The following is a 22,730-nucleotide window of genomic DNA, read 5'->3' on the forward strand; positions in this document are numbered from 1 at the left end:
ATAAAGAGACCAAAAGTCTCTTTATTTATTTCCCTTCAATTCAGAGAGAACTACTTCCACTTTTATAGTCTTACCATCTCTCCAAATTTCGGCATCAACCTTTTCTCCAATTTTATGACTTTCTATTATTTCTTCTATATCTGATACATCTCTTACCTTTTTATCATCTACCTGCATTATTATATCCGTAGGCTTTATACCAGCAACGGCAGCCCCACTATCTTTTTCTACCTGTTCAACATAAACTCCCTGAATTTTATCATCCTCTGACACTACACTTTCTCCAGATATACCCAGATAAGGTCTCGATACTTTTCCACTGTTCATAAGTGATTTTATTATATTCTTTGCTTCATTTATGTCTATAGCAAAGCCCATTCCCTCTGCATTTAAATTAGCACCTATTTTTAAACTATTTATGCCTATAACATTGCCTTGTAAATCACAAAGAGGTCCACCGCTGTTTCCTGGATTTATAGCTGCATCTGTCTGAATAACTTTATATATTGATCCATTATACTCTATCTTCCTGTTTAATGCACTTATTATTCCTGCCGTAACAGATCCCGCAAACTGCTCGCCTAATGAATTTCCTATGGCAATTGCAGTATCGCCAACCTTTACTTTTGAAGAATCTCCAAATCTAACTACGGGAAGGTTTTTTGCATCCACTTTTATTACGGCTAAATCAGATCTTTGATCTGCTCCTAATACAGAAGCATTTAATATCTTATTACTTGAAAGCTTAACAGTAATCTTATCCGCTCCTTGCACTACATGATAATTAGTAACTATATATCCATTAGAATCAATTATTACTCCAGATCCACTTCCTGCATCCTGCAATCCAAAATATCCTTCTGATTTATTACTTATTCCTACTACTGCAGGACCAACAGTTTCAGCTACTTCTGTTATAGAATTTTCCTTCGTATTTTCAGATTTATCTTTTACTTCACTATTATCTTGCTTTGGTTCAACTAACATTCGATTATCAGGTGTATACATTTTAGAGGCCTGTTTTTTATTAATTACATATGCTCCAGATATACCTCCAGAAACTGCAGCTACTAGTACAACACAAAATAAACTAGCTATTTTCTTTATATTTGACCTTTTCTTACTATTTACAAACTTTATTTTTGCCTCATCATCTTTTACATTTTCCCAATTAGCATCTTTTATGTTATCATCATTCATTAATTACACCTCATAATCTCTAAACTTAGAGTAATTATAATAAAAAAATTTTACACAAATATGAACAGAATGTAATTATTCCTTAAACCCTCTTTAAAGTGAAAGTAAACATAATTCCCTTAGGTTCCTTATTTTCAGCCCATATATCTTCACCTAATTGGGTAAGTATACTTCTTACAATAGAAAGTCCAAGCCCTGTACTCACTTTTGAAGTTCTGGATTTGTCCACCTTATAAAACCTATCCCATATATGTTTTAAATCTGACTCCGGTATACCTGATCCATCATTATAAACAGATACAACTGCCTTTTCACCTTTAACCTTAGTTGAAACTTTTATATTTCCACCAATATCTGAATATTTTATAGCATTATCAACTAAATTTGTAACAACCTGAGTTATCCTGTCTTTATCTGCAGCTACATACAACTTATTATCTTCCAGCAATACATCTACTTTTAGTTTCTTATTGTTTATTTTAGTTTCAAATTTTATAACACATAGTCTTATAATCTCATTTATATCTACTTCTTCTATTCTAAGTTTAAATTCACCAGCTTCAATTGCAGATAAATCCAAAAGATCATTTACAAGCCTTGTAAGTCTTTGTATCTCTGAATAAGTAACTGACAGATAATAGTTCTGTTTTTCTGCTGGAATAACTCCATCAATCATTCCCCCAATAAATCCTTTTATAGAAGTTATTGGAGATCTTATTTCATGAGATACATTGGATATAAACTCTCTTCTATGCTTTTCTACTTTTTCTAATGAATCTGCCATAATGTTAAAGGATTTCGCAAGTTCTCCAATTTCATCTTTGGATTCTATATGAACTCTCTTTTCAACTTCTCCTTTAGATATCTTATCTGCTACATGATTTATTTTTTTAAGGGGATTTATTATTATTTTTTGTGATAAATAGTAAATTACAATGCAGCATATTATAATGGCCAAAACAGCTGATATCCATATAATTTCATACACTCTCTTTAGAGGGCTCTTTAATTCACTTATAGAAGTATGCATCATTATAGCACCTCTGAAAACTCCATTCGAAAAAATAGGTATTTCAAATGTATGAACTGGAGTTGTAAATATACCTGGGTAATTTTGTATCTTATTAACTGTTTTATTCTCTCTAAGGTCTTGTAAATCTTTGGTAACTATTTGTCTAGAAGTAGCTATCAGTTTTTTATGCTCGCTTTTTGATACGGAATAAATATATCCGTAATTATCAACTAGCCATATATCTGCTGATAAATACTTTCCTATGTAACTTAAAGTTTCATTTATATTATCTGAAGTCAAATTTCCATTTAAATACTGTATAGCTTTATATTCTATAAGCTGAGATTCTCTAAGCATCTCTACTTTCCTCTGTTGAAAATAATAACTTTCAAACCAATAGGATAAAAAACCTGACGTCATTACAAAACTAACTATAATGATTCCAGTAAACGCAACCATAAGTTTTGAAAATAACCCCTTTTTCATTTACTTCACCTCAAATTTATATCCCACACCCCACACAGTTTCTATTTGCCAATTTGGTCCTCCTTGAAGCTTTTCCCTTAATCTCTTAACATGTACATCTACAGTTCTAGAATCTCCTGGATAATCGTAACCCCAAACTTCACATAAAAGTTGTTCTCTAGTAAATACTCTGTTTTTATTACTTGCAAGATAATGTAGTAGTTCAAACTCTTTCGGTGGCATTTTTATTTCATCATCTTTATAAACTACTGTATATGAATTTATATCAATAGTTAGTTGATTAAACTTTAGCACTTCTTTGTTTTCGTTATCCACACTATACCTTCTAAGTACCGCCTTAATTCTAGCTAGCATTTCCTTGGCCTCAAAAGGTTTAACTATATAGTCATCTGCTCCCAATTCAAGACCTAAAACCTTATCAAAAGTTTCTCCTTTTGCAGTAAGCATAATTACAGGTGTCTCATATTCTTTTCTTATCCATTTAAGTACATCTATTCCATCTATATTTGGAAGCATTATATCTAAAAGCACTAAATCCGGTTTATATTCTAAAAACATAGTTTCCGCTGTCTTACCATCATTAACAACCTTTGTCTCATATCCTGCACTTTCTACGTACATTTTTATTACTTCACATATATTTTCATCATCATCTACTATTAAAATTTTACCTATAGACCCTTCCATAATTTCACCCTCCTAAATAAATATTGATATATGAATACCTCATCAATCATGTTATTTATAATAAAGAAAATTTCCCTATATTAAATTTATCACATATTCTTGTATAAATAATAATATATTATCAAAAGTTACAAATAAGTCATAAATACTACGTACGCTTTAATATTTTTAATTAAAAGGCATGTAGAATATATTTTCTACATGCCTTTTAATTCTAATCTTCAAATAATTTACTTACAGAAACATCTTCATATATTCTTTTTATAGCTTCTGCAAATACTGGAGCTATAGATAGTATCTTAAATTTATCCAACATTTTGCTGTCAGGTAAGTTTATAGTATTCAACATTATTAGTTCTTTTATAACAGAATCCTTTATTCTCTCTATTGCTGGTCCTGATAATACTGCATGTGTGCAGCAAGCATAAACTTCTTTTGCTCCGCGTTTCATAAGAGCATTAGCACCATTTGTTATTGTTCCAGCTGTATCTATCATATCATCCACTAATATAACTGTTTTTCCTTCTATATCCCCAATTATATTCATTACTTCTGATACATTAGCTTTTGGTCTTCTCTTGTCAATAATAGCTATACTTGCATTTAACTTGTCGGCAAATTTTCTTGCCCTTGTTACACTTCCAAGGTCTGGTGAAACTACAACTATGTCATCTCTCTTGTCAAATTCCTTTTGTATAAAATACTTTGCAAGAATAGGTGCTCCCAAAAGATGATCTAAAGGTATATTGAAATATCCTTGAATTTGTGCTGCATGCAAATCCATTGTAAGTACTCTGTCTGCCCCAGCAGCAGTTAATATATCTGCTACAAGTTTTGCTGTAATTGGATCTCTTGCCTTAGCTTTTCTGTCCTGTCTAGCATATCCGTAATAAGGCATTACTGCTGTTATTCTCCCTGCTGACGCTCTTTTAAATGCATCAATCATAATTAAAAGCTCCATCAAATTATCATTTACAGGGTCATTTGTTGATTGAACTATAAATACGTCCATTCCTCTAACTGTCTCATTAATATCTACAGATATTTCTCCGTCACTAAATGTAGAAACTTTAGAATTTCCAACTTTAGTTCCTAAAATATCCGCTATTTGCTTAGCTAATTCAGGATGAGAATTGCCTGCAAAAATTTTAATGTTTTTACCATGGGTTATCATTATGTAAAGCCCTCCTAAAATTTTATTTCTTTAATCCTTTTTTATATACCCAATTTTCCTTATTTATTTGTCGTGCCCTAGCTACTGCTAACGCTCCTTCTGGAACTTCATCTGTTATTGTAGAACCTGCTGCTATATAAGTATCGTCATTAACTTTAACTGGAGAGATCAAATTTGTATTACATCCTATAAATGAATTGTTTCCAATTAACGTCTTATTCTTTTTCTTTCCATCATAATTTACTACTACAGTCCCACAGCCAAAATTGCATCCACTTCCAACTTCCGCATCTCCTATATATGTCAAATGAGACACTTTTGTCTTATCACCTATAGTTGACTTCTTTACTTCCACAAAATCGCCTATTCTTACAGACTTACCTATTGTACTTTCAGGCCTTATGTATGCAAAAGGTCCTACAGTAGTATTTTCTCCTATAGTACTATCTAGTATTACTGAACTTTGAATTGTTACATTATCTTGTATTGTACTATTTTGTATTCTAGAATTAGGATACAATGTACAATTTTCGCCCACTACAGTATTACCCTGAAGTACATTTCCAGGATATAATATAGTATCTTTACCTATTTTAACGTCTAACTCTATGTAAGTATTATCAGCATCAATAAGAGTAACACCGTTTTCCATATGTTTTCTATTTATTCTTTTTCTCATAATTCTTTCAGCTTCTGAAAGCTGAACCCTTGAGTTAACTCCCATAGTCTCCTCAAATGGAATTGGTAATGCTCCAACTTTTTTTTCTTGACCTTTCAATATTTCTATGACATCAGTCAAATAATATTCGCCTTGAGCGTTATCGTTATGTATTTTATCTAGGCTTTCCATTAAGCTCTCTATGTCAAAGCAGTACATTCCTGAATTTATCTCATTTACTCTAAGCTCTTCCTCTGAGCAATCTTTATGTTCAACTATTTTAGATACTTCTCCATTTTTTTCTCTAATAATTCTTCCATATCCAGAAGGATCTTTCACTAAAGAAGTGAGTATAGTAGCTTTATATTCACCTTCATTATGAAAGCTTAGCATCTTTTTTATGGTATCCTCTTTTATTAAAGGTGCATCTCCTGTAAATATAGCTACAGTTCCCTTTTTATCTTTTAAAAAGCTTGCCGAACATAAAACTGCATTTCCTGTACCCAATTGTTTTTCCTGAAAAGAATAACTTACATTCCTGCTTTCAGTATGTTTTTTTACCTCATCTGAACCTTTGCCAATTACCACATCTATATTTTTTATTTGTGCTTTCTTTACAGTATCAATAACTATATTCACCATTTCTCTTCCGCAAACCTTATGAAGTACTTTAGGATTAGATGATTTCATCCTTTTTCCTTCTCCAGCCGCCAATATTATAGCACAATTATACATTTTAACACCTCTTTATGGTTATAAGCTTCAATTTTATACATTATATTATTAAAACATCCTATAATATTATATTTTATATGAAAATTATTTGCAACCTTATAAATAACTTTCGGATAATAATTTTTAAATGTATTTTCAAAATTATTAAGGAATAATAAAAGGGAGTATAAATACTCCCTTTTATTATTCCTTAACCTTTTCTTCGGTAACAGTTTCTTCACTTTTTACTTTTTCATACTCATCAAGAATTGCCTTTTGTATTTTCTCCCTTGTTTGAGTATTTATAGGGTGAGCAATGTCTTTAAACTCTCCATCAGGAGTCTTTCTACTTGGCATTGCTATAAAAAGACCATTTTGACCTTCTATAACTTTTATATCGTGAACTACGAATTCGTTATCAAAGGTTACTGAAACAATAGCTTTCATCTTACCCTCTGCTGCAATTTTTCTTACCCTAACGTCTGTAATTTGCATATAAATCCACCTCCAAGATGCTTATGTATATACTATTCTCTATATTTTGTATTTTTCCTTCCTATTTTATTAAAAATAAATAAAATTTTTTGAAAATTTTATTAGTTAAACATTTTAGAAGGAAATAGAATTGCATTTCCACTTTCATCAATGCCTTTAAAATCAACTAGTGACACATAGTTTTCAACTAATTTGTTAGATATTCCTATATTGTCTATTAAAATTCCTATTCCTAAAAGTTCACTTTCAAATTCCTTCAAAAGATCTACTATACCTTTAGCAGTTCCTCCTGCTTTCATAAAGTCATCAATAAAAATACACTTACTTCCTTTCTTCAATGCCTTCTTAGACAAAGACATATTTTGAATTCTTCCTGTAGAACCTGATACATAATTTATAGTTAAAGTAGAGCCTTCAGTAAATTTCGTTTCCCTTCTTACAACTACAAGTTGAACTCCAAGCATCCTGGCTACTTCATAAGCTAGTGGAATTCCCTTTGTCTCAACAGTAACTACATAATCAATATCCTTTTCTATAAAAATAGATGCCAATATCAATCCGGCCGTGTATATTATCTTAGGGTTAAACATTATATCTGTCATATATAAAAAATTCCCTGGTATTATTCTTTCTCTATCTTTCAAAATAATACATAATTTTTCAGCAAATTCCCTTTTCTTTTCATTAGACATACCACATACATATTTAATTCCCCCTGCTGCTCCTGATACAGTATTTATTTTTCCCATGTCCAATTTATTTAAAGTATCCTTCACTACTACAATATCCTCACTCACAGTAGACTTTGCAGTATTAAACATTTCTGTGAAGTTATTCAAACCCATTATTTTATTAGGATTTTCAAGTAAGATTTTTGTTACTGCAGCTATTCTCTGATTTCTACTAAACTTTTGCATTCTATCACCCATCTATATAATTTTACGAATAATATGTTATTATTTTATTCTATTATTCATATTGTATTCTAAAAAATGTTATTTATCAACACCTATTTACTACAAGCTCAACTAGTAACTTAAGAATTTATCTCTTCAAAGTTTTTAAAAAGTTTAGGGTTCAAATATTGTAAATTATAAATTATATCCATAAAGTTATGTTTTTTAATTAATTTTTGTATATAATTATTAGATGAGTTAGTTAAATTAAAGGAGTGATTTAGTTGTCATTTGATTTTATAAAAAATAAGAAAGTACATTTTATAGGTATAGGCGGAGTAAGCATGAGCGCTTTAGCTGAAATTTTATTAGAAAAGGGTTCTAAAGTATCTGGTTCAGATATAAAAACTTCTCCTGCAACAGAAAAATTAAAATCAAAAGGAGCTACAATTTATATAGGACAAATCAGTGAAAATATAAAGCCAGATATAGATTTAGTTATATATACTGCCGCAATCCAAAAAAATAATGAGGAATTTTTAAAAGCTAAAACCTTGAACATTCCTCTAATGTCCAGAGCTGAGCTTTTAGGTCATATAATGAAAGGGCATAAGTATAATGTAGCTGTAGCAGGTACCCATGGTAAAACCACAACTACATCCATGCTGTCATGTATTACGCTTAAAGCAGATTTAGATCCTACCATATTAGTAGGAGGAAACTTGGACAATATAAATGGTAATGTAAGAATAGGAAACAGCCCTTATTTCATTACTGAAGCTTGTGAATACAAAGGATCTTTTCTGAAATTTTTTCCATCCATAGGAGTAATTTTAAATATAGATGCAGATCATCTTGATTATTATAAAGACATAGATGATATACAAAATGCCTTTATAAAATTTGCAAATTTAATTCCAGAAAAAGGATACTTAGTTGGTTGTGTGGATGATGCAAGGATGAAAAATGTTATATCAAATGTTAACTGCAACGTATTAACTTATGGAATTAATGCTGGTGACATTACAGCTAAAAATATATGTTTTGATGAAAAAAGTTGTGCATCCTTTGATATATACAAAAATGATGTTAAAATATCATCTTTACATTTGAATGTTCCAGGTAAACACAATATATTAAATGCACTGGCAAGTACAGCCGTATCTTTAATCTTAGATATATCCACTGATAACATAAAAATGGGATTGGAAAACTTTAAAGGTACTCACAGAAGATTTGAGTTGAAAGGTAAAAAACAAGGCATAACAGTAATAGACGATTATGCTCATCATCCTACTGAAATAAAAGCAACTTTAAATGCTGCTATAAATTACCCTCACAAGAGAATAATTTGTGTATTTCAGCCCCATACTTTTTCAAGAACTATAAGCTTATTTAAAGAATTTACTGAGGCTTTCGACAACGTAGATGAATTAATTTTGGCAAATATATATCCTGCAAGAGAAAAAGACACTGGCAAGGTAAGTTCTGCTATGCTGTCTAAAGAAATTGCAAAACGTGGTATAAAGTCCACTAATATCTCAGACTTTAAATCCATAGTTGATTATTTAAAATCTAATTTAAAAGATGGAGATCTTCTTTTAACTGTAGGTGCAGGAGATGTATTTAACGTAGGAGAAATGTATTTAAGCGAATAATTTGGGTGTAAAATACCTCCAATAAGGTAATACTATAGATTAATAAACCTATTGGAGGTGTTTTATTTGAAAAATTTTTTAATATCTGCTTCAGTAGATGTAATTTTAATTCTATTATCCTATTTTTTGTTTCAAAAAATAATAAGCGGCCCTACAAGGCACAAACTATATAAAAAGTTTTTTAGTTCTTTTGCTAAATTTGTAATTTATATTTTTATAATTAGCATACTTTTAACAGGCATAACTGCACTAATATTATATAGAACCTCTTACATAGCTTATATAAATATAATATCGCCGGCCCTAGTATCAGTACTAGTTGGATTTCTCATGTCTACAGTTCCTACAAGAGGCGAAGGCGATAATGAGGATAAAATGAAGAGTATATGATACTGTATTTTTAATTAATAGTTAAGAATGAAGAATTAATAATTAATGTAGATTTTTTTCGTTATACTACAAAAAATCTTTGATTAAGCTTTTCACCACTCGTTTTGCTAAAGCAAAACATTACTAAACACTGACTTATATATTTAAAGATTTTTGCAATAGCTAAAAATCACCCTTATTAATTCTTAACTTGCGAAGCTTTGCTTCGCAATATTTTTATTTTTGTGATAACAGGAAATTATCCTCAATTACAAATCGTGCATTGTGCACTACAGTTTACAAGTATCTTGTGTTTTCTTTATATATGGTATAAAATAGCATACATAAGCGGGGTGTAGCGCAGTTGGGAGCGCGCTTGCTTCGGGAGCAAGAGGTCGCAGGTTCAAATCCTGTCACTCCGACCATTGATATAAATGGACTAAATATGATTTAAGCTTATTAATATTTTAGTAATACCCACCTTTCGTCCACTATTTTTCAAAAGCTTTGCTTCGCAATATTTTTATTTTGTAACAACAGAAAATTATCCTTAATTGTGCATTGTGGATTGCAAAGCACCAATTTAAACTTTAAGTTTATTTTTATATATCCTAGTAAAACAAATTATAGCTAATACTACAAAACCAATGTCGCCAATAACGCCTGTTATATTAGGACCAATAAACGGATTTTCTTCCTTACTCATAAATAAACTTGATGGAGGAAATAAATCTATTGAATTCATTGACGCATGAAATACAGCAGCATATTTGTTTTAAAAAACAAATATGCTGCTATTATACCTATAACAGTCGTAAAAATAATCATTGCTATAACTCCAAATACCGGATGTTCTATTCCGTAATTATATCCTGTTACAATAATAGGACTATGCCACATTCCCCAAATAACTCCTGTTAATAAGGTCGCTTTCCAGGGTGAAAAAACTTTACATAACTTAGGAAGTAAGTAACCTCGCCAGGCAAATTCTTCACCAAAGCATTGAGCAAGACACATTATAGGGTTTATTGCCACTGCTACTGGAATCATTTTAAAAAGAAGTTTGTAATATCCAGCCAGTGATGATGCTTTATATTCTAATGCACATAAAGAGCCTAATGGATTAAAATCATAACTAAAAATTATAAAATATAATAAAGCTCCTATATACGCTATAACAGGTGTTAAAAAATAGGCTGCAATATACCATTTAACATTACCTTTAAAATTGGGGTTTAAATATAGTTCAGCTTTTCCTTCTTTTGTAACAATCCTTGTTAATACTACACTAACTATAGGTGATATCATTAATAAAGTTAGAAGATTTTTATTTCTAATATTCCAATATAATATACTTATGAAGCAAAGTGAAGCTATTGTAATACCTCCAAAAATCATCAATCTTCTACTTGTGATTTTTCCCATTTCAAATGTTTCTCTTTTAATCATAGTTCCTTTTCCTTTCTTTTTATTAATAGTGCAATTCCTGCAATTGATAATACAACTGCCATAATTAAAAGTATCATTGTGGTGATAAGAATAATATTTCCGTTTACATATTTACCTGTCCATACATTAAAATTGTATTTCTGCAGTGCAAATGGCTTATGAGCAATAATAGTAGCTAGTACACTATTGATTAGAAATATATACACTCCGCTAATTGCAAAACAAATAGCTGCTCTAAAAAGTACATCTATTTTTATGTATCGAATAGTAACTAAGAACATCCAAGGTAACAATAATGCAACCAGCGTAACTGGACATACAACTGTAAAAAACTGATTCATATAATTTTGATATAAAGAACACATCCAAAGCATCACAAATAATAGAAGTGTGTCTGCAAAAAAACATATCAGCGCCTTATGTGAACATAACGCCTGCGGTAATTCAATACTTCTTAAAACATATGGCAAAAACACAACTGCAAAAGAAAACAATAACGATGTAAAAGACGCCAAAAACCAATTTCCTCTCGTATAAATGCAGCATACCAAAAGCAGGGCATTTAGAGATATAAAGAAGCCAATAAGTGTTATAAGTCTTCTGTTTTTTTCAAACATCAAAGGCAAGGATGTAAGTGAAAAAGCCACTGCTATAGCCGTGAGTACAATGAAAAACCAGGATAAAGTATGGCTAGTTGCCAAATTACAGATAGAACATACTAGCAAGGTAACCCCATATATAATATAAAATACCACTTTATAAGTTTTTATTGCTCTTTTTAACTTCATAGCCTGTCTTTCAATTTCATGCTGATGTAAATCCTCGCTAGCTGTAATAAGCTCATGTTCACTGATCTTCAAGGCATCACATATACTTAATATAAGAGATATATCAGGATATGAAATACCTCTTTCCCATTTTGATACCGCTGATTCTGAGACATAAAGCTTTTCTGCTAGTTCTTTTTGTGTGAGATTATTTTCTTTACGTTTTTTTATTATAAACTTTCCAAACGCTGCTTTATCTTTCATATAATTAACTCCCCTTCCAATAAACACTACATACTTTATAAATGTTATACTTAAATATGTCAATAAAATTACTCAAAATACCTACTCGACTGTTAAGCCACCTGCCTATTTTAGGCGTTTAACCCAGAAACCCCCTATGATCTTATTTTTATATTGCCATATTTTGATGTTATACTTAAAATGAGGTGATGTATAAATGCTTAAAAATATTAAAGGTGCTATTTTTGATATGGACGGCACTCTTATTGACTCTATGTGGATGTGGGAAAACATTGATGAAAACTATTTAGCAAGGAAAAAACTAAGGGTTCCTCCAAACTTAAAAAGTGATATAGAACATATGAACTTTTATGAAACTGCTGAGTATTTTAAAAACAAATTTAATATTTCTGATAGTATAGAAGAAATTCAAAAAGAATGGTATGATATGGCCATTTATGAATATTCTCATAATATCTCACTTAAACCAGGAGCTAAAGAGTTTTTGCTTTTATTAAAGAAAAAAGGTATTAAAATAGCTTTAGCTACAAGCAATTATAGAAAAATAACAAACGTATGTCTCAAAAAGAATAAAATATATGACTTATTTGACTCAATAATTACAGGCGATGAAGTTTCAAAAAGTAAGGCTTTCCCTGATATATATATTTGTGCTGCCCAAAAGTTAAATTTAAATTCAAAGGATTGTGTAGTTTTTGAAGATGTGCTGTGTGCCGTTAAAGGTGCAAAATCAGCAGGTATGACTGTAATAGGTGTACATGACCTATATTCTGAGTACCAGTGGAATGAAATAATAAACTATTCGGACATGCATATATCTAATTATAATGAATTAATGGAAGCAATATAATTTTCATTTTTAAGCACCTTATTGAATATACTAATATAAAAGTACTTAAATGAGGAGATTTAAAATGCTAGCTTTTTTATTCCTTCTAATTATAGCAGGAAATGCTGTTATTCTATACAAATTTAACGATAAGGTCTCAGTCCAGAGAAGACAAATACTTTCTTTAAAGTATGAAAATGATGATTTGAAATCAAAATTATCAAAACAAACTCCCAAGAAAATAGACATTAAATACGTCACTCCTCAATTTTTAAATGCAGTAGTTACTATAAGTGGAACTCTTCATCTTTCACCTATTTCAAACTCCAGTATAGTTAATACTTTAAAAGAAAATACTTCTTTAAAAATTCAAGATAGTGCCCAAATTCAAAGTCAACTTTGGTATGAAGTTTTTTTACCTGGAGACAACAGGTTGAATTCTAAAGGATGGATAAAATCTAATTATATAAGGATAATTGAATAAAGCCCTTTATTACTTAAAACTAGGGCTTTTTAACATTTCTATAATAACTTGATAACTCCATCTAAATATTCGGGAACACCTTTTATTATATCTTTCTTGCAGCAGTATTTTAAATCATCATACAAATCTAGCTGTTGTATCCTTTTGTAGTGAGATGCATTTTGTATAAATCCTACAATATCTGGATTCTTTTCATAAACGTATAATGCTGTTTTGGATATATCTGTAAGTTCCACCTCTGTCTTTTCCAATATACGCTTTATTATATATCCGCTGCATATAAAATCGTCCATAGAAAATTGTCCGCTTGTTCCAGAATTAACTATCGTTACATCATTTCTTAAGCTTACTAGCTTATCTGCCACCTTAGCTCCATTTATAAGGGCTCCTATTAGCATATTTTTTGCTGCAGCACTTCTTTTTATTGCTCTAGTTCCATTAGTTGTAGTCATTATAAGAATTTTATCTTTTACAACTTCTCTAGTATACTCAAGTGGAGAATTTGAACAATCAAACTCTGGTATTTTTAAGGCATTTCTCTCCCCTCCAAGTATATATTTTTTCCTATCTCTCCCTGCTATTTCTAGAGCTTCTTCTACAGTTAGAACAGGTATCACTGCCTTACATCCATTGTCCATAGCCGTAGTAATTACTGATGTTGCCCTAAGCATGTCCACTATCACCACAGACTTGTCCACAATTTTCTCATCTTTTATATCATCTGCTGATATTATTACATCTATCTTCAATTTTCAATTTCCTCCTCTAAAAGTAATCATGTATTATTTATATCTCAACTTTTACATATATAAAATTTTGACTTAATATAAAAAACTTATGAAGCAATTTTTTTAAAGAGCAAAGTGCAAAGTTTAAATATCAAATAAGGATATTTTTCTTCCTAACGTCAGAAAATATTAAAATTATAGATTTCCTAAGGTACGAGGGAAATCATCTTTATCTGTTCTTTGTTATTTGAACTTTGTTATTTTCAAAAACTTTACTTCGCAATATTTTAAACTGTGAAAGTTGAATAATTAATTACTTCTTATTATCCTCGCAATATATTCCCTGATAGATGTTCCTATCCTTCATAGTTTTGTCTATGTCATTTAGAACTTCCCACTTTTTAAGGCTCCATTTAGGTCCTATAAGTAAATTTCTAGGGGCATCTCCAGTTAACCTGTGAATTACAATATCCGGCCTGGTATTTGACAGTGCTGAGCATATTACATCTACATAGTCTTCTTGACTCATAAGCTTCAACTGTCCTTCGTTATACAATTTTACAAGAGGAGTATGTTCCATTAAGTGAAGCAAATGGAACTTTACTCCCTGTATATCCTGAGTTGATACATATTTTACTGTATTCATCATAATGTCTTTATTTTCATAGGGCAGTCCCATTATTAAATGAACTACCACTTCAATTCCTATTTTTCTTAAATTTTTTACGGATCTTTCAAAAGTTTCTAATTTATATCCCCTGTTTATCTTTTCTGCTGTAAAATCATCGGAACTTTGCAGGCCAAGCTCTACCCAAGTATAAATTTTATTATTAAATTTCTCAAGTAATTCCAACACATCATCTCCAAGGCAATCAGGTCTAGTAGCTATTGCAAGACCAACTACACCTTCTTGATTTATAGCTTCCTCATACTTCTGCTTTAGTATTTCTACAGGAGCATAAGTATTTGTATATGCTTGAAAATAGGCTATATACTTTCCATCTTTCCACTTCTTATTCATCATTTGCTTTATACCCTGAAACTGATTTGATATAGATACATTCCTATTTCCTGCAAAATCCCCAGATCCTTTTTCACTGCAAAATATACATCCGCCTGTACTTATAGTACCGTCTCTATTAGGACAAGAAAATCCACCATCCAAAGATATCTTAAATACTTTACATCCAAATTTTCTCCTCAAATAATAATTCAAACTATAGTATGTTTTGTCTCCCCACAGCATTCTAACCCTTCATCCTCTCAATCTCCCAATAAATAATACATTGTCATTATATCACAATATTACATTTTCACTGCTTTAAAATTCTTTAAGCTTAACTTCCACTTACCAGTTAGTTTAGAAAGCGATTCACTACTATTATTTTTTGGTGTAACATCAAAGTTTAATATATCTTCATCAAAAGAGGAAAAAACTACATCCACTTTATCAAGAGGAAATTTTTCTTCAAACTTGTAATCCACTATATCTCCTGAATTTGCCTTATAGAGTCTTATACAATGCCCTATATTTGCATTTGTATATTGTGCCATGACAAACTTCTCATCTTGAGAAAATGTTACAAATTCTACTTTAGAACCCTTTAGAAGATCTAAAGTAGTTATATTTTTACCTACTGTTTTCTCGACTTCACCCTTTTTACCGCCTTCTCCTCCATCCTTACTATCACCGCCATCACCCTGTTGTCCGTCAGAATCTTGGGATTGTGCTGACATGCTTTCATCTATTTTTATTACACCTATATATGAATCTTTGTTATAAGTAACCATTGCCATGTTATCTCCTGTATAGGAAAAATCAATTATGCCAAAGTTGTTTTTTGGTACAGCAGCCTTATCTATATTTACCTTATCATCTTTTGGGAATACATAATTAGGTACATTTGTTATATCTATTACTACATTTGTCTTTACATCATTTTTATTTCTCATTTTTATTTTATCTTTTTCAATAAATGCTTCCCTATCGACAACATCACTAGTCTTATCAATCTTATAGTCATTACCTTCCTTTACTACTTTTATAGAATATTCATCTAACACTGCAAAAGGTTTGCTTAAATCTACTCTTGCCACCTTTACCTTAAATTGACCCGACTTTCCAATTTCACTGCTGTCACTTAAACTATATCCAACAATTTTTAGATTTTGATTTTCACTCTTTATGGGACTTTTTAAGAGTTCTTTGGAATATAATTTTTTAATATTCTCAACATCACTTTTCATGAGATATTTCATATAAGTATCTACCGTATTGCCTGCTGCTTTCATATCAAAACTTTCATTTGACTCTTTAGTATCTTCTTTTTTATTTAAATTGCATCCGCATATTAAACTACAAGAAAAAATTATAAGTACTAAGGTACAAATTATACTTCTTTTTCTCATATATTTCCTACTCTCAGTTTTTACTCTGCAGTAGAAATTCACCTCCTTCTATTAAGTTAAGTAATTTTGAAAGAAATAACTAGTTATCATGCCAGCCTATTTTCTTTCAAATGTCTTAACTAATTCACTTAAACTTTATTTTTCCCGTAAATAAAATTTTAATTTATAATTCATTATTTTTATATGTTATTTATATATTTATATATAGGACATATTTATCCGATGACTACCTGCTCTAATACTCCTACTTCTTCAAGTTGGAGTAAAAAGCAGCTACGTCCCTGGATAACGATTTCTAAACATCAGTTGGAGTCAAAACTCCATCTGATGCCAAGGACTCTGTTTATCCGATGGCTGCCTTTTCGGAAAAGTGGACATAAGTAAAATTAAAAATTATATTACTGGAGGTATATTTTTGAGTAAAGAGATTATTTTGATTTTCCAAGTAGCCGCTGTATTTATAGGTACAATAGTTGGTGCTGGCTTAGCATCAGGACAAGAGATAAGCCAATTTTTTACCCAATATGGTTACAAAAGCTTCATAGGTATATTGATCTGCTGTATTGTATACATAATAATGTCAATTATAATAATTAACATAAGTAAAAAATATAAGTTAAACTCTTATGACGGCCTCATATCCCTAGTAAGCCCTGGGTTTTTGGGTATAGTTACCAACTCCTTAACTACTTTTTTCTTAATTGGTGGATCAGCTATAATACTTGCTGGAAGTGGTGCCCTAATTCATCAATACTTTAGGGTATCACGGTGGATAGGTATAATATTTATGATATTTATAGCTATAATTATACTATTTAGAGATACTAAAGGTCTGCTTGAAATAAATTCAGTCATAGTTCCTTCACTTATACTAGTAATAGTAACCTTGTTTATATTGTATTTAGCTTTTTATAAAAACTTAAATGTATCTAGCTTAAAAAACATAAATTGCTGTAAAAGAAGCTGGCTTTTCTCTTCATTAATATACTCCGGCTTTAATATGTTATCTTGCAGCGGCGTTTTAGTACCTTTAAGTCTTTCCATAAACAAAAAGAAAAGTCTTATTGCAGGTTCTATTATAGGCTCCCTAATCCTTACAATACTGGTTTTTATAATAAACTTCATGCTAATTTTGAATATACCCTATATATTCAAATATGAAATTCCTCTCCTATACATAGCTAATCGTTTTGGAAAAATATTAGAAATAGTACTGCTTGCTATAATTTGGTTGGAGATGTTTTCTACAGAGGTATCTAATATATATAGTGTAGGAAAGAATTTTGAAGAAGTATTTAATATACCCTATAAAAGCTCAGTAATTATAATAATATTAATTACAATTCCTGTATCCCAAATTGGTTTTGTAAAACTAATTTCATTTTTATATCCTGCTTTTGGTTTAGTAAGTCTTATATTTATAGTACAATGTATTGTTTTTTATCTTAGAAATTATAATAAATGAATTTCTCCTTTATGTTATAATTAAAAAGCTATACTCATATTGATTTTTAATTATCTAGACTTTAAAGGAAGTGCTTTTATGCAAAACTATTTGGAAAATTGCATCTTATGTCCTAGATCCTGCAAAGCAAACAGATTAAAAGGCTCAACTGGCTTTTGTAATGCTGGCAAAAATGTAAAAATAGCCAAAGTATCCTTACACAAGTGGGAAGAGCCCTGCATTTCTGGTATTAATGGTTCAGGAACTGTATTTTTTTCTAATTGTAATCTAAGATGTGTTTTTTGTCAGAATCACACTATAAGTGCTGAAAACATAGGAAAAGAAGTATCCATAAAAAGACTTAGTGAAATTTTTCTAGAACAACAGGATAGAAATGCCCACAACATAAATTTAGTTACTCCAACCCATTACATTCCACAAATAATTGAAGCCCTGGATACAGCTAAATCAAAGGGGCTTCATCTACCAGTATTATTCAATACTAATAGCTATATAAATGCAGCTACTTTAAAAGACCTAAAAGGATATATAGATGTGTATCTTCCTGATTTAAAATATTTTAACAACAAATATGCAGTTAAGTATTCCCATGCCCCCGGCTACTTTAGCTATGCTTCAAAAGCCATAGAAGAAATGTTTAACCAAGTAGGCGCTATAAAATTTGATAAAAACGGCATGGTAACAAAAGGCGTTATAATACGGCACCTCATGCTGCCCGGTTTATTATTTGACTCAAAGAAAATAATAGATTATATATACAATACCTTTGGAGATTCAGTTTACATAAGCATAATGAATCAGTATACACCTATGTATAATTCTTATAAGTTTCCTGAAATAAATAGGCCTTTAAGCCCAAAGCACTATGATTCATTTATAAATTATTGTCTATCTCTAGGGATAAAAAATGCATTTATTCAAGAGAGTACAAGTTCTTCTAAAAGTTTTGTACCTGACTTCAACTTAGAAGGAATTTAAATTAGAAATTGGCCAGAATAGAATCTCTGTTCCTATCCTAGCCAATTTCATTATATTTTGTATTTACCTAGCTGCATCCTAAATATTCATCTTTAATTCCAAGTTAAAGTTTTATTTCAAGTCTATCCAATTTAGCAATTATCTTTAAACTTTTAATCTCAATAGTTTCTGTTCTTATACCACTTCTGCTGCTAATAAGAAGCACCTTATTACTATCCAATTTCTTTATCTGTCTCAATTCCCTTTTTCCGCTATACTCTACTAGATATATGGAATTATTATAAATTTCTCCTGTACTATGTACAAAAACTAAATCTCCCCTTTGTATTCTAAATCCTTCCATATCATCACTTTCTACTTGCACATACATCACTTTATCCTGAGCATATCCTTCTATTTTATTATCAATCAACGGAAGCTGTCTAAATCCTACTACTGTTCTCATATCATATTTATAAATAGGTACCTTTTTTAAAACAGATCCAAAAGCTTCACTCCAAACGTCCTGCACTTTTTCCTTCTTAGTTATTGGAGAAGATTTTGGAGTTCTATCTTCTTTATATACTTCCTCTTCAAAAGACATGGTTATATCATTTATACTTTTACCTAATATTTTGGAAAGTTTATCAATTATATTTTGATTTACTATTCTCTTTCCAGATTCCGCTTCATTTATAAATTTCTCTGAAACTCCCAGTTTTTTAGCTAACTGTTTTTGACTAATACCCATTTCAGTTCTTGCTAATTTTATTTTTTGTCCTACTCTATTCATTTTCTCCTCCTAATTTAATAGATTTTGAATAGTATCTTTCTAATTTTGAATTATTATTTGAACTTTGATATTTGAACTTTAAACTTTCTATATACTTCCCTCTTTTAAAAGTTTATAACTCAATTGTATTATAAATTCACTGTCCATAGAATTAAATATTGTCACTTTTCCTGCTTTATTCTTATTATTTTTTATATGATATTTAACAAGCTGTCTTTTAAGTTGCTCTACAGTACCCTTGCTTCCATCTATTATAGGGATGTCCTCATTTAAAATTTTACGTATGCTTTTCTTTACAAACGGGTAATGAGTACATCCTAATACCACTGCTGCAATTCCTTCATCTTTTAGTGAATTTAGCTTTTCTTTTAAATAGCCTTCTACTTCCTCTCCTTCTGTCTTACCCTGTTCAATAAGTTCTACTAAACCAGGACATGGCAGTGGTTGTATCGATGATCTACTTTCATACTTTTTCATAAGATTACTAAACTTTCTTTCTGAAAGGGTCATAGTAGTTGCCATTATTACTATTTTACCTTTTCTATTAAATTCTACTGCAGGTTTTAAAGCTGGTTCTATGCCTATAATAGGCATAGATTTGCTATATTTTTTTCTCAAATCTATTATTGCTGCACTAGTTGCAGTATTACAAGCCACAACCAACGCCTTTATGTTCTTTGTTAATAGAAGCTCTACTGCATTAAAAGTAAGTCTTTTTACCTCTTCTGCAGTTTTTACCCCATAAGGAGCCATTTTAGAATCTCCAAAATACACAAAATCTTCATTTGATAAGATTTTAACTGCTTCTTTTAAAACACTTATTCCACCTATTCCAGAATCAAAAAAACCAATAGGTCTATCTTCTAAATCCACTCTATCACCTCATTATTCTAATCAAAAAACTTTCTATGTTCATTATATATTATACATTTAAACTATACAAAAAAAATCTAAAAAACTAAATTATGAGTATAATTAATCGTTTAAATCTACAACATAAGTATGTTATAAATTTCTTGCTTTCTTATTAATATTGCAATTACAATTATAAATTCCTTCAAAATTCTATTGACATATATCAATATTAATTATAAAATCATAGATATATAAAATTGAGTTATTAAAATAACGAAAGTAGCAATTTATTAGGTGTAAAAATATTAGAGTATTAAAAATGAGATACTCTTCTAATTATTTATAGGAGGAATGGAATTATGTTAAAAGATCTAGTGTATGTAGTGCCTAAAGAAACGCACTCAGAGGAAAATTTAAAGAAAATGCTAACTGCACATTCAGAAATAAAATTTGTGTCCCTTATAGGTATAGATCTTTCTGGTAACAACACTGATGAGAAAATCCCTATTGAGGTCTTTTTGAAAGATATAAATGGCTTTTTAAATGGAGCAATTCAAACTGATGGTTCATCTGTAGTTCTTCCAGGAATAGCAACTCTAAACAATGCAAAAGTAGATATGTTGCCTGATCTTGATGTAAATTGGTATGTAGAATACAATGACGAAAATGTTGACCTTGAAACAAATAAGCCTGTTGGAACACTGAGAATTCCTTGTTTCCTATATCATGAAAACAAAGCAGTAGATTCTAGATACGCTCTAAAAAATTGTGTAGAACATTTCAAATCAAATCTCTTAGACTTATTTAAAAAATACCCTAGTACCATATCATCTTTCGGAATAAAATATGAGGATATAGATGATGTAATTGCTACTTGTGCTACAGAACTAGAATTTTGGGTAATGACACCTAACGATAAAGCACACACTGAAGAATTATTCACATCTCAGGAACTTCAAGAACAGTATTGGACTAGAACAAAAGGTATAGTAAAAACAGCCTTAGAGAAAACTCTGTTAAATATGAACTTATACGGTTTAAAGCCTGAAATGGGACATAAAGAAGTAGGCGGTGTAAAGGCTAAAGTAGATAAATCAGGAAACTTCAATCATGTAATGGAACAATTAGAAATAGACTGGAAATACTGTACTGCTGTTCAAGCAGCAGATAATGAATTACTTGTAAAAAATATAGTTGAAGAAACTTTTAGAAGCAATGGATTAGATGTTACTTTCCTTGCTAAGCCTATTGAAGGAGTAGCTGGCAGTGGAGAACATACCCATATAGGAATAGCATTACAGCTTAAAAATGGTAAAGTTATAAATCTATTTTCTTCTACTAAAGAACACTTCTTAAGTATTTTTGGATATGCTTCTGTAATGGGAATACTTAAAAACTACGAAGTTATAAATCCTTTTGTTTCTAACACTACTGATTCCCTCAGAAGATTAAAACCTGGATTTGAAGCACCTATATGTATAGTAACTTCTCTAGGTCACTCTGCAGAGATTCCTTCAAGAAACAGAACTGTACTTATAGGGGTTATAAGAGATTCTGCAAATCCTTTAGCTACAAGATTTGAATTAAGAGCTCCAAATCCTCACACAAACACCTATTTAGCTGTAACTACATTATATTTAGCTATGATGGACGGAATAAAATATGCAGTTACAAATGAAAAAACAGAAGATGACTTATTAAAGGAACTTTCCAAGAAAGCTGAAGATGATGCAGATTATTTAGAAAAAGGAAGAGCATATAGAAGTGAGGAAAATGTATTTGAATCCTTTACTGATGAAGAAAGGGTAAGATTATTTGGTACAGCCCCTGCAACTGTATATGAAAATCTCAGCGCTCTCGATAAATACCCAGAGAAAAAAGCTGTCCTAACTGCAGAAGGTGTATTAGATGAGAAATTAATAAACAGCTTTAGATTAGGAGCTACAACTAGATGGCTAATAGAACTAAATCATAGAATATTAAATGATTACTCCAATGAAATAAGAAATTGTAAGATGTTACATTCCATAGATAAAGCTTTAGATCTAGATGTAGCTAATTGGCAAAAAATAAATGACTTAAGATATTACTTAATGAAAGATTCATATTCTAATAAAAGCTTATTTACTAGAATAAAACTTGCATCAGAAGCTGGAGATTACGAAGAAGTATCTAAACTTCAAGTAGAAGCTGAAAATAAAATTGCTGAACTCAAAGATTTATACTCAAGTTATAAGAAAAATTTATTAGATATCTAAATATCAATGAATCTTACTTAGTGGGAAAAGTGACTATGACCAAATCTTTGATTTGATGATAGTCGCTTTCTCTTTAGAGTTTTATTTCTCTCACTAAGTTTAGATGAATTATCTAGGGGCGTA

General features: G+C 30.4%; 21 protein-coding genes and 1 tRNA gene. 8 read left to right on the top strand and 14 right to left on the bottom strand.

Going from position 1 to position 22,730, the window contains the following annotated elements; genetic code table 11:
* Positions 1-21 precede the first annotated feature (21 nt).
* The 7 genes from CLAU_RS09740 to purR form a co-directional block, all read right to left on the bottom strand.
* Entirely contained in the window at positions 22-1,200 is a 1,179-nt protein-coding gene (locus tag CLAU_RS09740; RefSeq protein WP_013240746.1) for a S1C family serine protease, read from the bottom strand.
* An 82-nt stretch (positions 1,201-1,282) separates the two neighbouring features.
* Positions 1,283-2,698, bottom strand: coding sequence for a sensor histidine kinase (locus CLAU_RS09745; protein WP_013240747.1), 1,416 nt, complete (start codon positions 2,696-2,698; stop codon positions 1,283-1,285).
* Positions 2,699-3,385, bottom strand: coding sequence for a response regulator transcription factor (locus tag CLAU_RS09750; protein WP_013240748.1), 687 nt, complete (start codon positions 3,383-3,385; stop codon positions 2,699-2,701). It lies immediately after the preceding gene.
* A 214-nt stretch (positions 3,386-3,599) separates the two neighbouring features.
* On the bottom strand, positions 3,600-4,559 hold the full coding sequence (locus CLAU_RS09755) for a ribose-phosphate diphosphokinase (RefSeq protein ID WP_013240749.1): 960 nt from the start codon (positions 4,557-4,559) through the stop codon (positions 3,600-3,602).
* Positions 4,560-4,581: 22 nt separating this feature from the next.
* On the bottom strand, positions 4,582-5,952 hold the full coding sequence (gene glmU, locus CLAU_RS09760) for a bifunctional UDP-N-acetylglucosamine diphosphorylase/glucosamine-1-phosphate N-acetyltransferase GlmU (RefSeq protein WP_023162489.1): 1,371 nt from the start codon (positions 5,950-5,952) through the stop codon (positions 4,582-4,584).
* Positions 5,953-6,135: 183 nt separating this feature from the next.
* Complete coding sequence (gene spoVG / locus CLAU_RS09765; RefSeq protein ID WP_013240751.1) at positions 6,136-6,426, bottom strand: septation regulator SpoVG; 291 nt, start codon at positions 6,424-6,426, stop codon at positions 6,136-6,138.
* A gap of 101 nt (positions 6,427-6,527) precedes the next feature.
* Positions 6,528-7,343 (bottom strand): pur operon repressor, encoded by an 816-nt coding sequence (purR, locus tag CLAU_RS09770; RefSeq protein ID WP_013240752.1) that lies wholly within the window; start codon positions 7,341-7,343, stop codon positions 6,528-6,530.
* Between the two features lie 263 nt (positions 7,344-7,606).
* On the opposite strand from purR, the gene murC reads away from it, so the two are divergent.
* The 3 genes from murC (at position 7,607) to CLAU_RS09785 (ending at position 9,774) form a co-directional block, all read left to right on the top strand.
* The gene (gene murC / locus CLAU_RS09775; RefSeq protein WP_013240753.1) at positions 7,607-8,980 is read left to right on the top strand and encodes a UDP-N-acetylmuramate--L-alanine ligase; all 1,374 of its coding nucleotides are present in this window, start codon (positions 7,607-7,609) and stop codon (positions 8,978-8,980) included.
* Positions 8,981-9,046: 66 nt separating this feature from the next.
* Positions 9,047-9,370, top strand: coding sequence for a hypothetical protein (locus CLAU_RS09780; protein WP_023162491.1), 324 nt, complete (start codon positions 9,047-9,049; stop codon positions 9,368-9,370).
* A gap of 328 nt (positions 9,371-9,698) precedes the next feature.
* Positions 9,699-9,774: transfer RNA gene (locus CLAU_RS09785), tRNA-Pro, on the top strand.
* Positions 9,775-10,090: 316 nt separating this feature from the next.
* On the opposite strand, the gene CLAU_RS09790 is transcribed toward CLAU_RS09785, so the two are convergent.
* Positions 10,091-10,798: a CPBP family intramembrane glutamic endopeptidase gene (locus tag CLAU_RS09790; RefSeq protein WP_013240755.1), complete on the bottom strand. Its 708-nt coding sequence runs from the start codon at positions 10,796-10,798 to the stop codon at positions 10,091-10,093.
* The gene (locus tag CLAU_RS09795; RefSeq protein WP_013240756.1) at positions 10,795-11,829 is read right to left on the bottom strand and encodes a helix-turn-helix domain-containing protein; all 1,035 of its coding nucleotides are present in this window, start codon (positions 11,827-11,829) and stop codon (positions 10,795-10,797) included. Before CLAU_RS09795 ends, CLAU_RS09790 begins: the two co-directional genes overlap by 4 nt.
* 196 nt (positions 11,830-12,025) lie before the next feature.
* On the opposite strand from CLAU_RS09795, the gene CLAU_RS09800 reads away from it, so the two are divergent.
* Entirely contained in the window at positions 12,026-12,679 is a 654-nt protein-coding gene (locus tag CLAU_RS09800; protein WP_013240757.1) for an HAD family hydrolase, read from the top strand.
* Positions 12,680-12,743: 64 nt separating this feature from the next.
* Positions 12,744-13,142: a hypothetical protein gene (locus tag CLAU_RS09805; protein WP_013240758.1), complete on the top strand. Its 399-nt coding sequence runs from the start codon at positions 12,744-12,746 to the stop codon at positions 13,140-13,142.
* Positions 13,143-13,180: 38 nt separating this feature from the next.
* Here the strand turns inward: CLAU_RS09805 and CLAU_RS09810 are convergent, their stop codons facing one another.
* The 3 genes from CLAU_RS09810 to CLAU_RS09820 form a co-directional block, all read right to left on the bottom strand.
* Positions 13,181-13,891, bottom strand: a complete 711-nt coding sequence (locus CLAU_RS09810; protein WP_013240759.1) for a 2-phosphosulfolactate phosphatase family protein — start codon at positions 13,889-13,891, stop codon at positions 13,181-13,183.
* Positions 13,892-14,183: 292 nt separating this feature from the next.
* Positions 14,184-15,116, bottom strand: a complete 933-nt coding sequence (gene mnmL / locus CLAU_RS09815) for a tRNA modification radical SAM protein MnmL/YtqA (protein ID WP_013240760.1) — start codon at positions 15,114-15,116, stop codon at positions 14,184-14,186.
* Positions 15,117-15,175: 59 nt separating this feature from the next.
* Entirely contained in the window at positions 15,176-16,279 is a 1,104-nt protein-coding gene (locus CLAU_RS09820; RefSeq protein WP_013240761.1) for a hypothetical protein, read from the bottom strand.
* Positions 16,280-16,694: 415 nt separating this feature from the next.
* Between CLAU_RS09820 and CLAU_RS09825 the strand changes: the two genes are divergently transcribed.
* Both CLAU_RS09825 and CLAU_RS09830 read left to right on the top strand, forming a co-directional pair.
* Entirely contained in the window at positions 16,695-17,744 is a 1,050-nt protein-coding gene (locus CLAU_RS09825; protein WP_013240762.1) for a YkvI family membrane protein, read from the top strand.
* A gap of 78 nt (positions 17,745-17,822) precedes the next feature.
* Positions 17,823-18,722, top strand: coding sequence for a radical SAM protein (locus CLAU_RS09830; protein WP_013240763.1), 900 nt, complete (start codon positions 17,823-17,825; stop codon positions 18,720-18,722).
* Positions 18,723-18,825: 103 nt separating this feature from the next.
* Here CLAU_RS09830 and CLAU_RS09835 read toward each other — a convergent pair whose 3' ends face one another.
* Together CLAU_RS09835 and murI are read right to left on the bottom strand one after the other, a co-directional pair.
* Positions 18,826-19,494 (bottom strand): helix-turn-helix domain-containing protein, encoded by a 669-nt coding sequence (locus CLAU_RS09835; RefSeq protein WP_013240764.1) that lies wholly within the window; start codon positions 19,492-19,494, stop codon positions 18,826-18,828.
* A gap of 87 nt (positions 19,495-19,581) precedes the next feature.
* Positions 19,582-20,367 carry a glutamate racemase gene (gene murI, locus CLAU_RS09840; protein ID WP_013240765.1) on the bottom strand — a complete coding sequence of 262 codons (786 nt, stop codon included), beginning with the start codon at positions 20,365-20,367 and terminating at the stop codon, positions 19,582-19,584.
* 341 nt (positions 20,368-20,708) lie between these two features.
* On the opposite strand from murI, the gene CLAU_RS09845 reads away from it, so the two are divergent.
* The gene (locus CLAU_RS09845) at positions 20,709-22,607 is read left to right on the top strand and encodes a type I glutamate--ammonia ligase (RefSeq protein ID WP_013240766.1); all 1,899 of its coding nucleotides are present in this window, start codon (positions 20,709-20,711) and stop codon (positions 22,605-22,607) included.
* Positions 22,608-22,730: the final 123 nt, after the last annotated feature.

This window comes from Clostridium autoethanogenum DSM 10061 (assembly GCF_001484725.1).
Taxonomy (GTDB): domain Bacteria; phylum Bacillota; class Clostridia; order Clostridiales; family Clostridiaceae; genus Clostridium_B; species Clostridium_B ljungdahlii.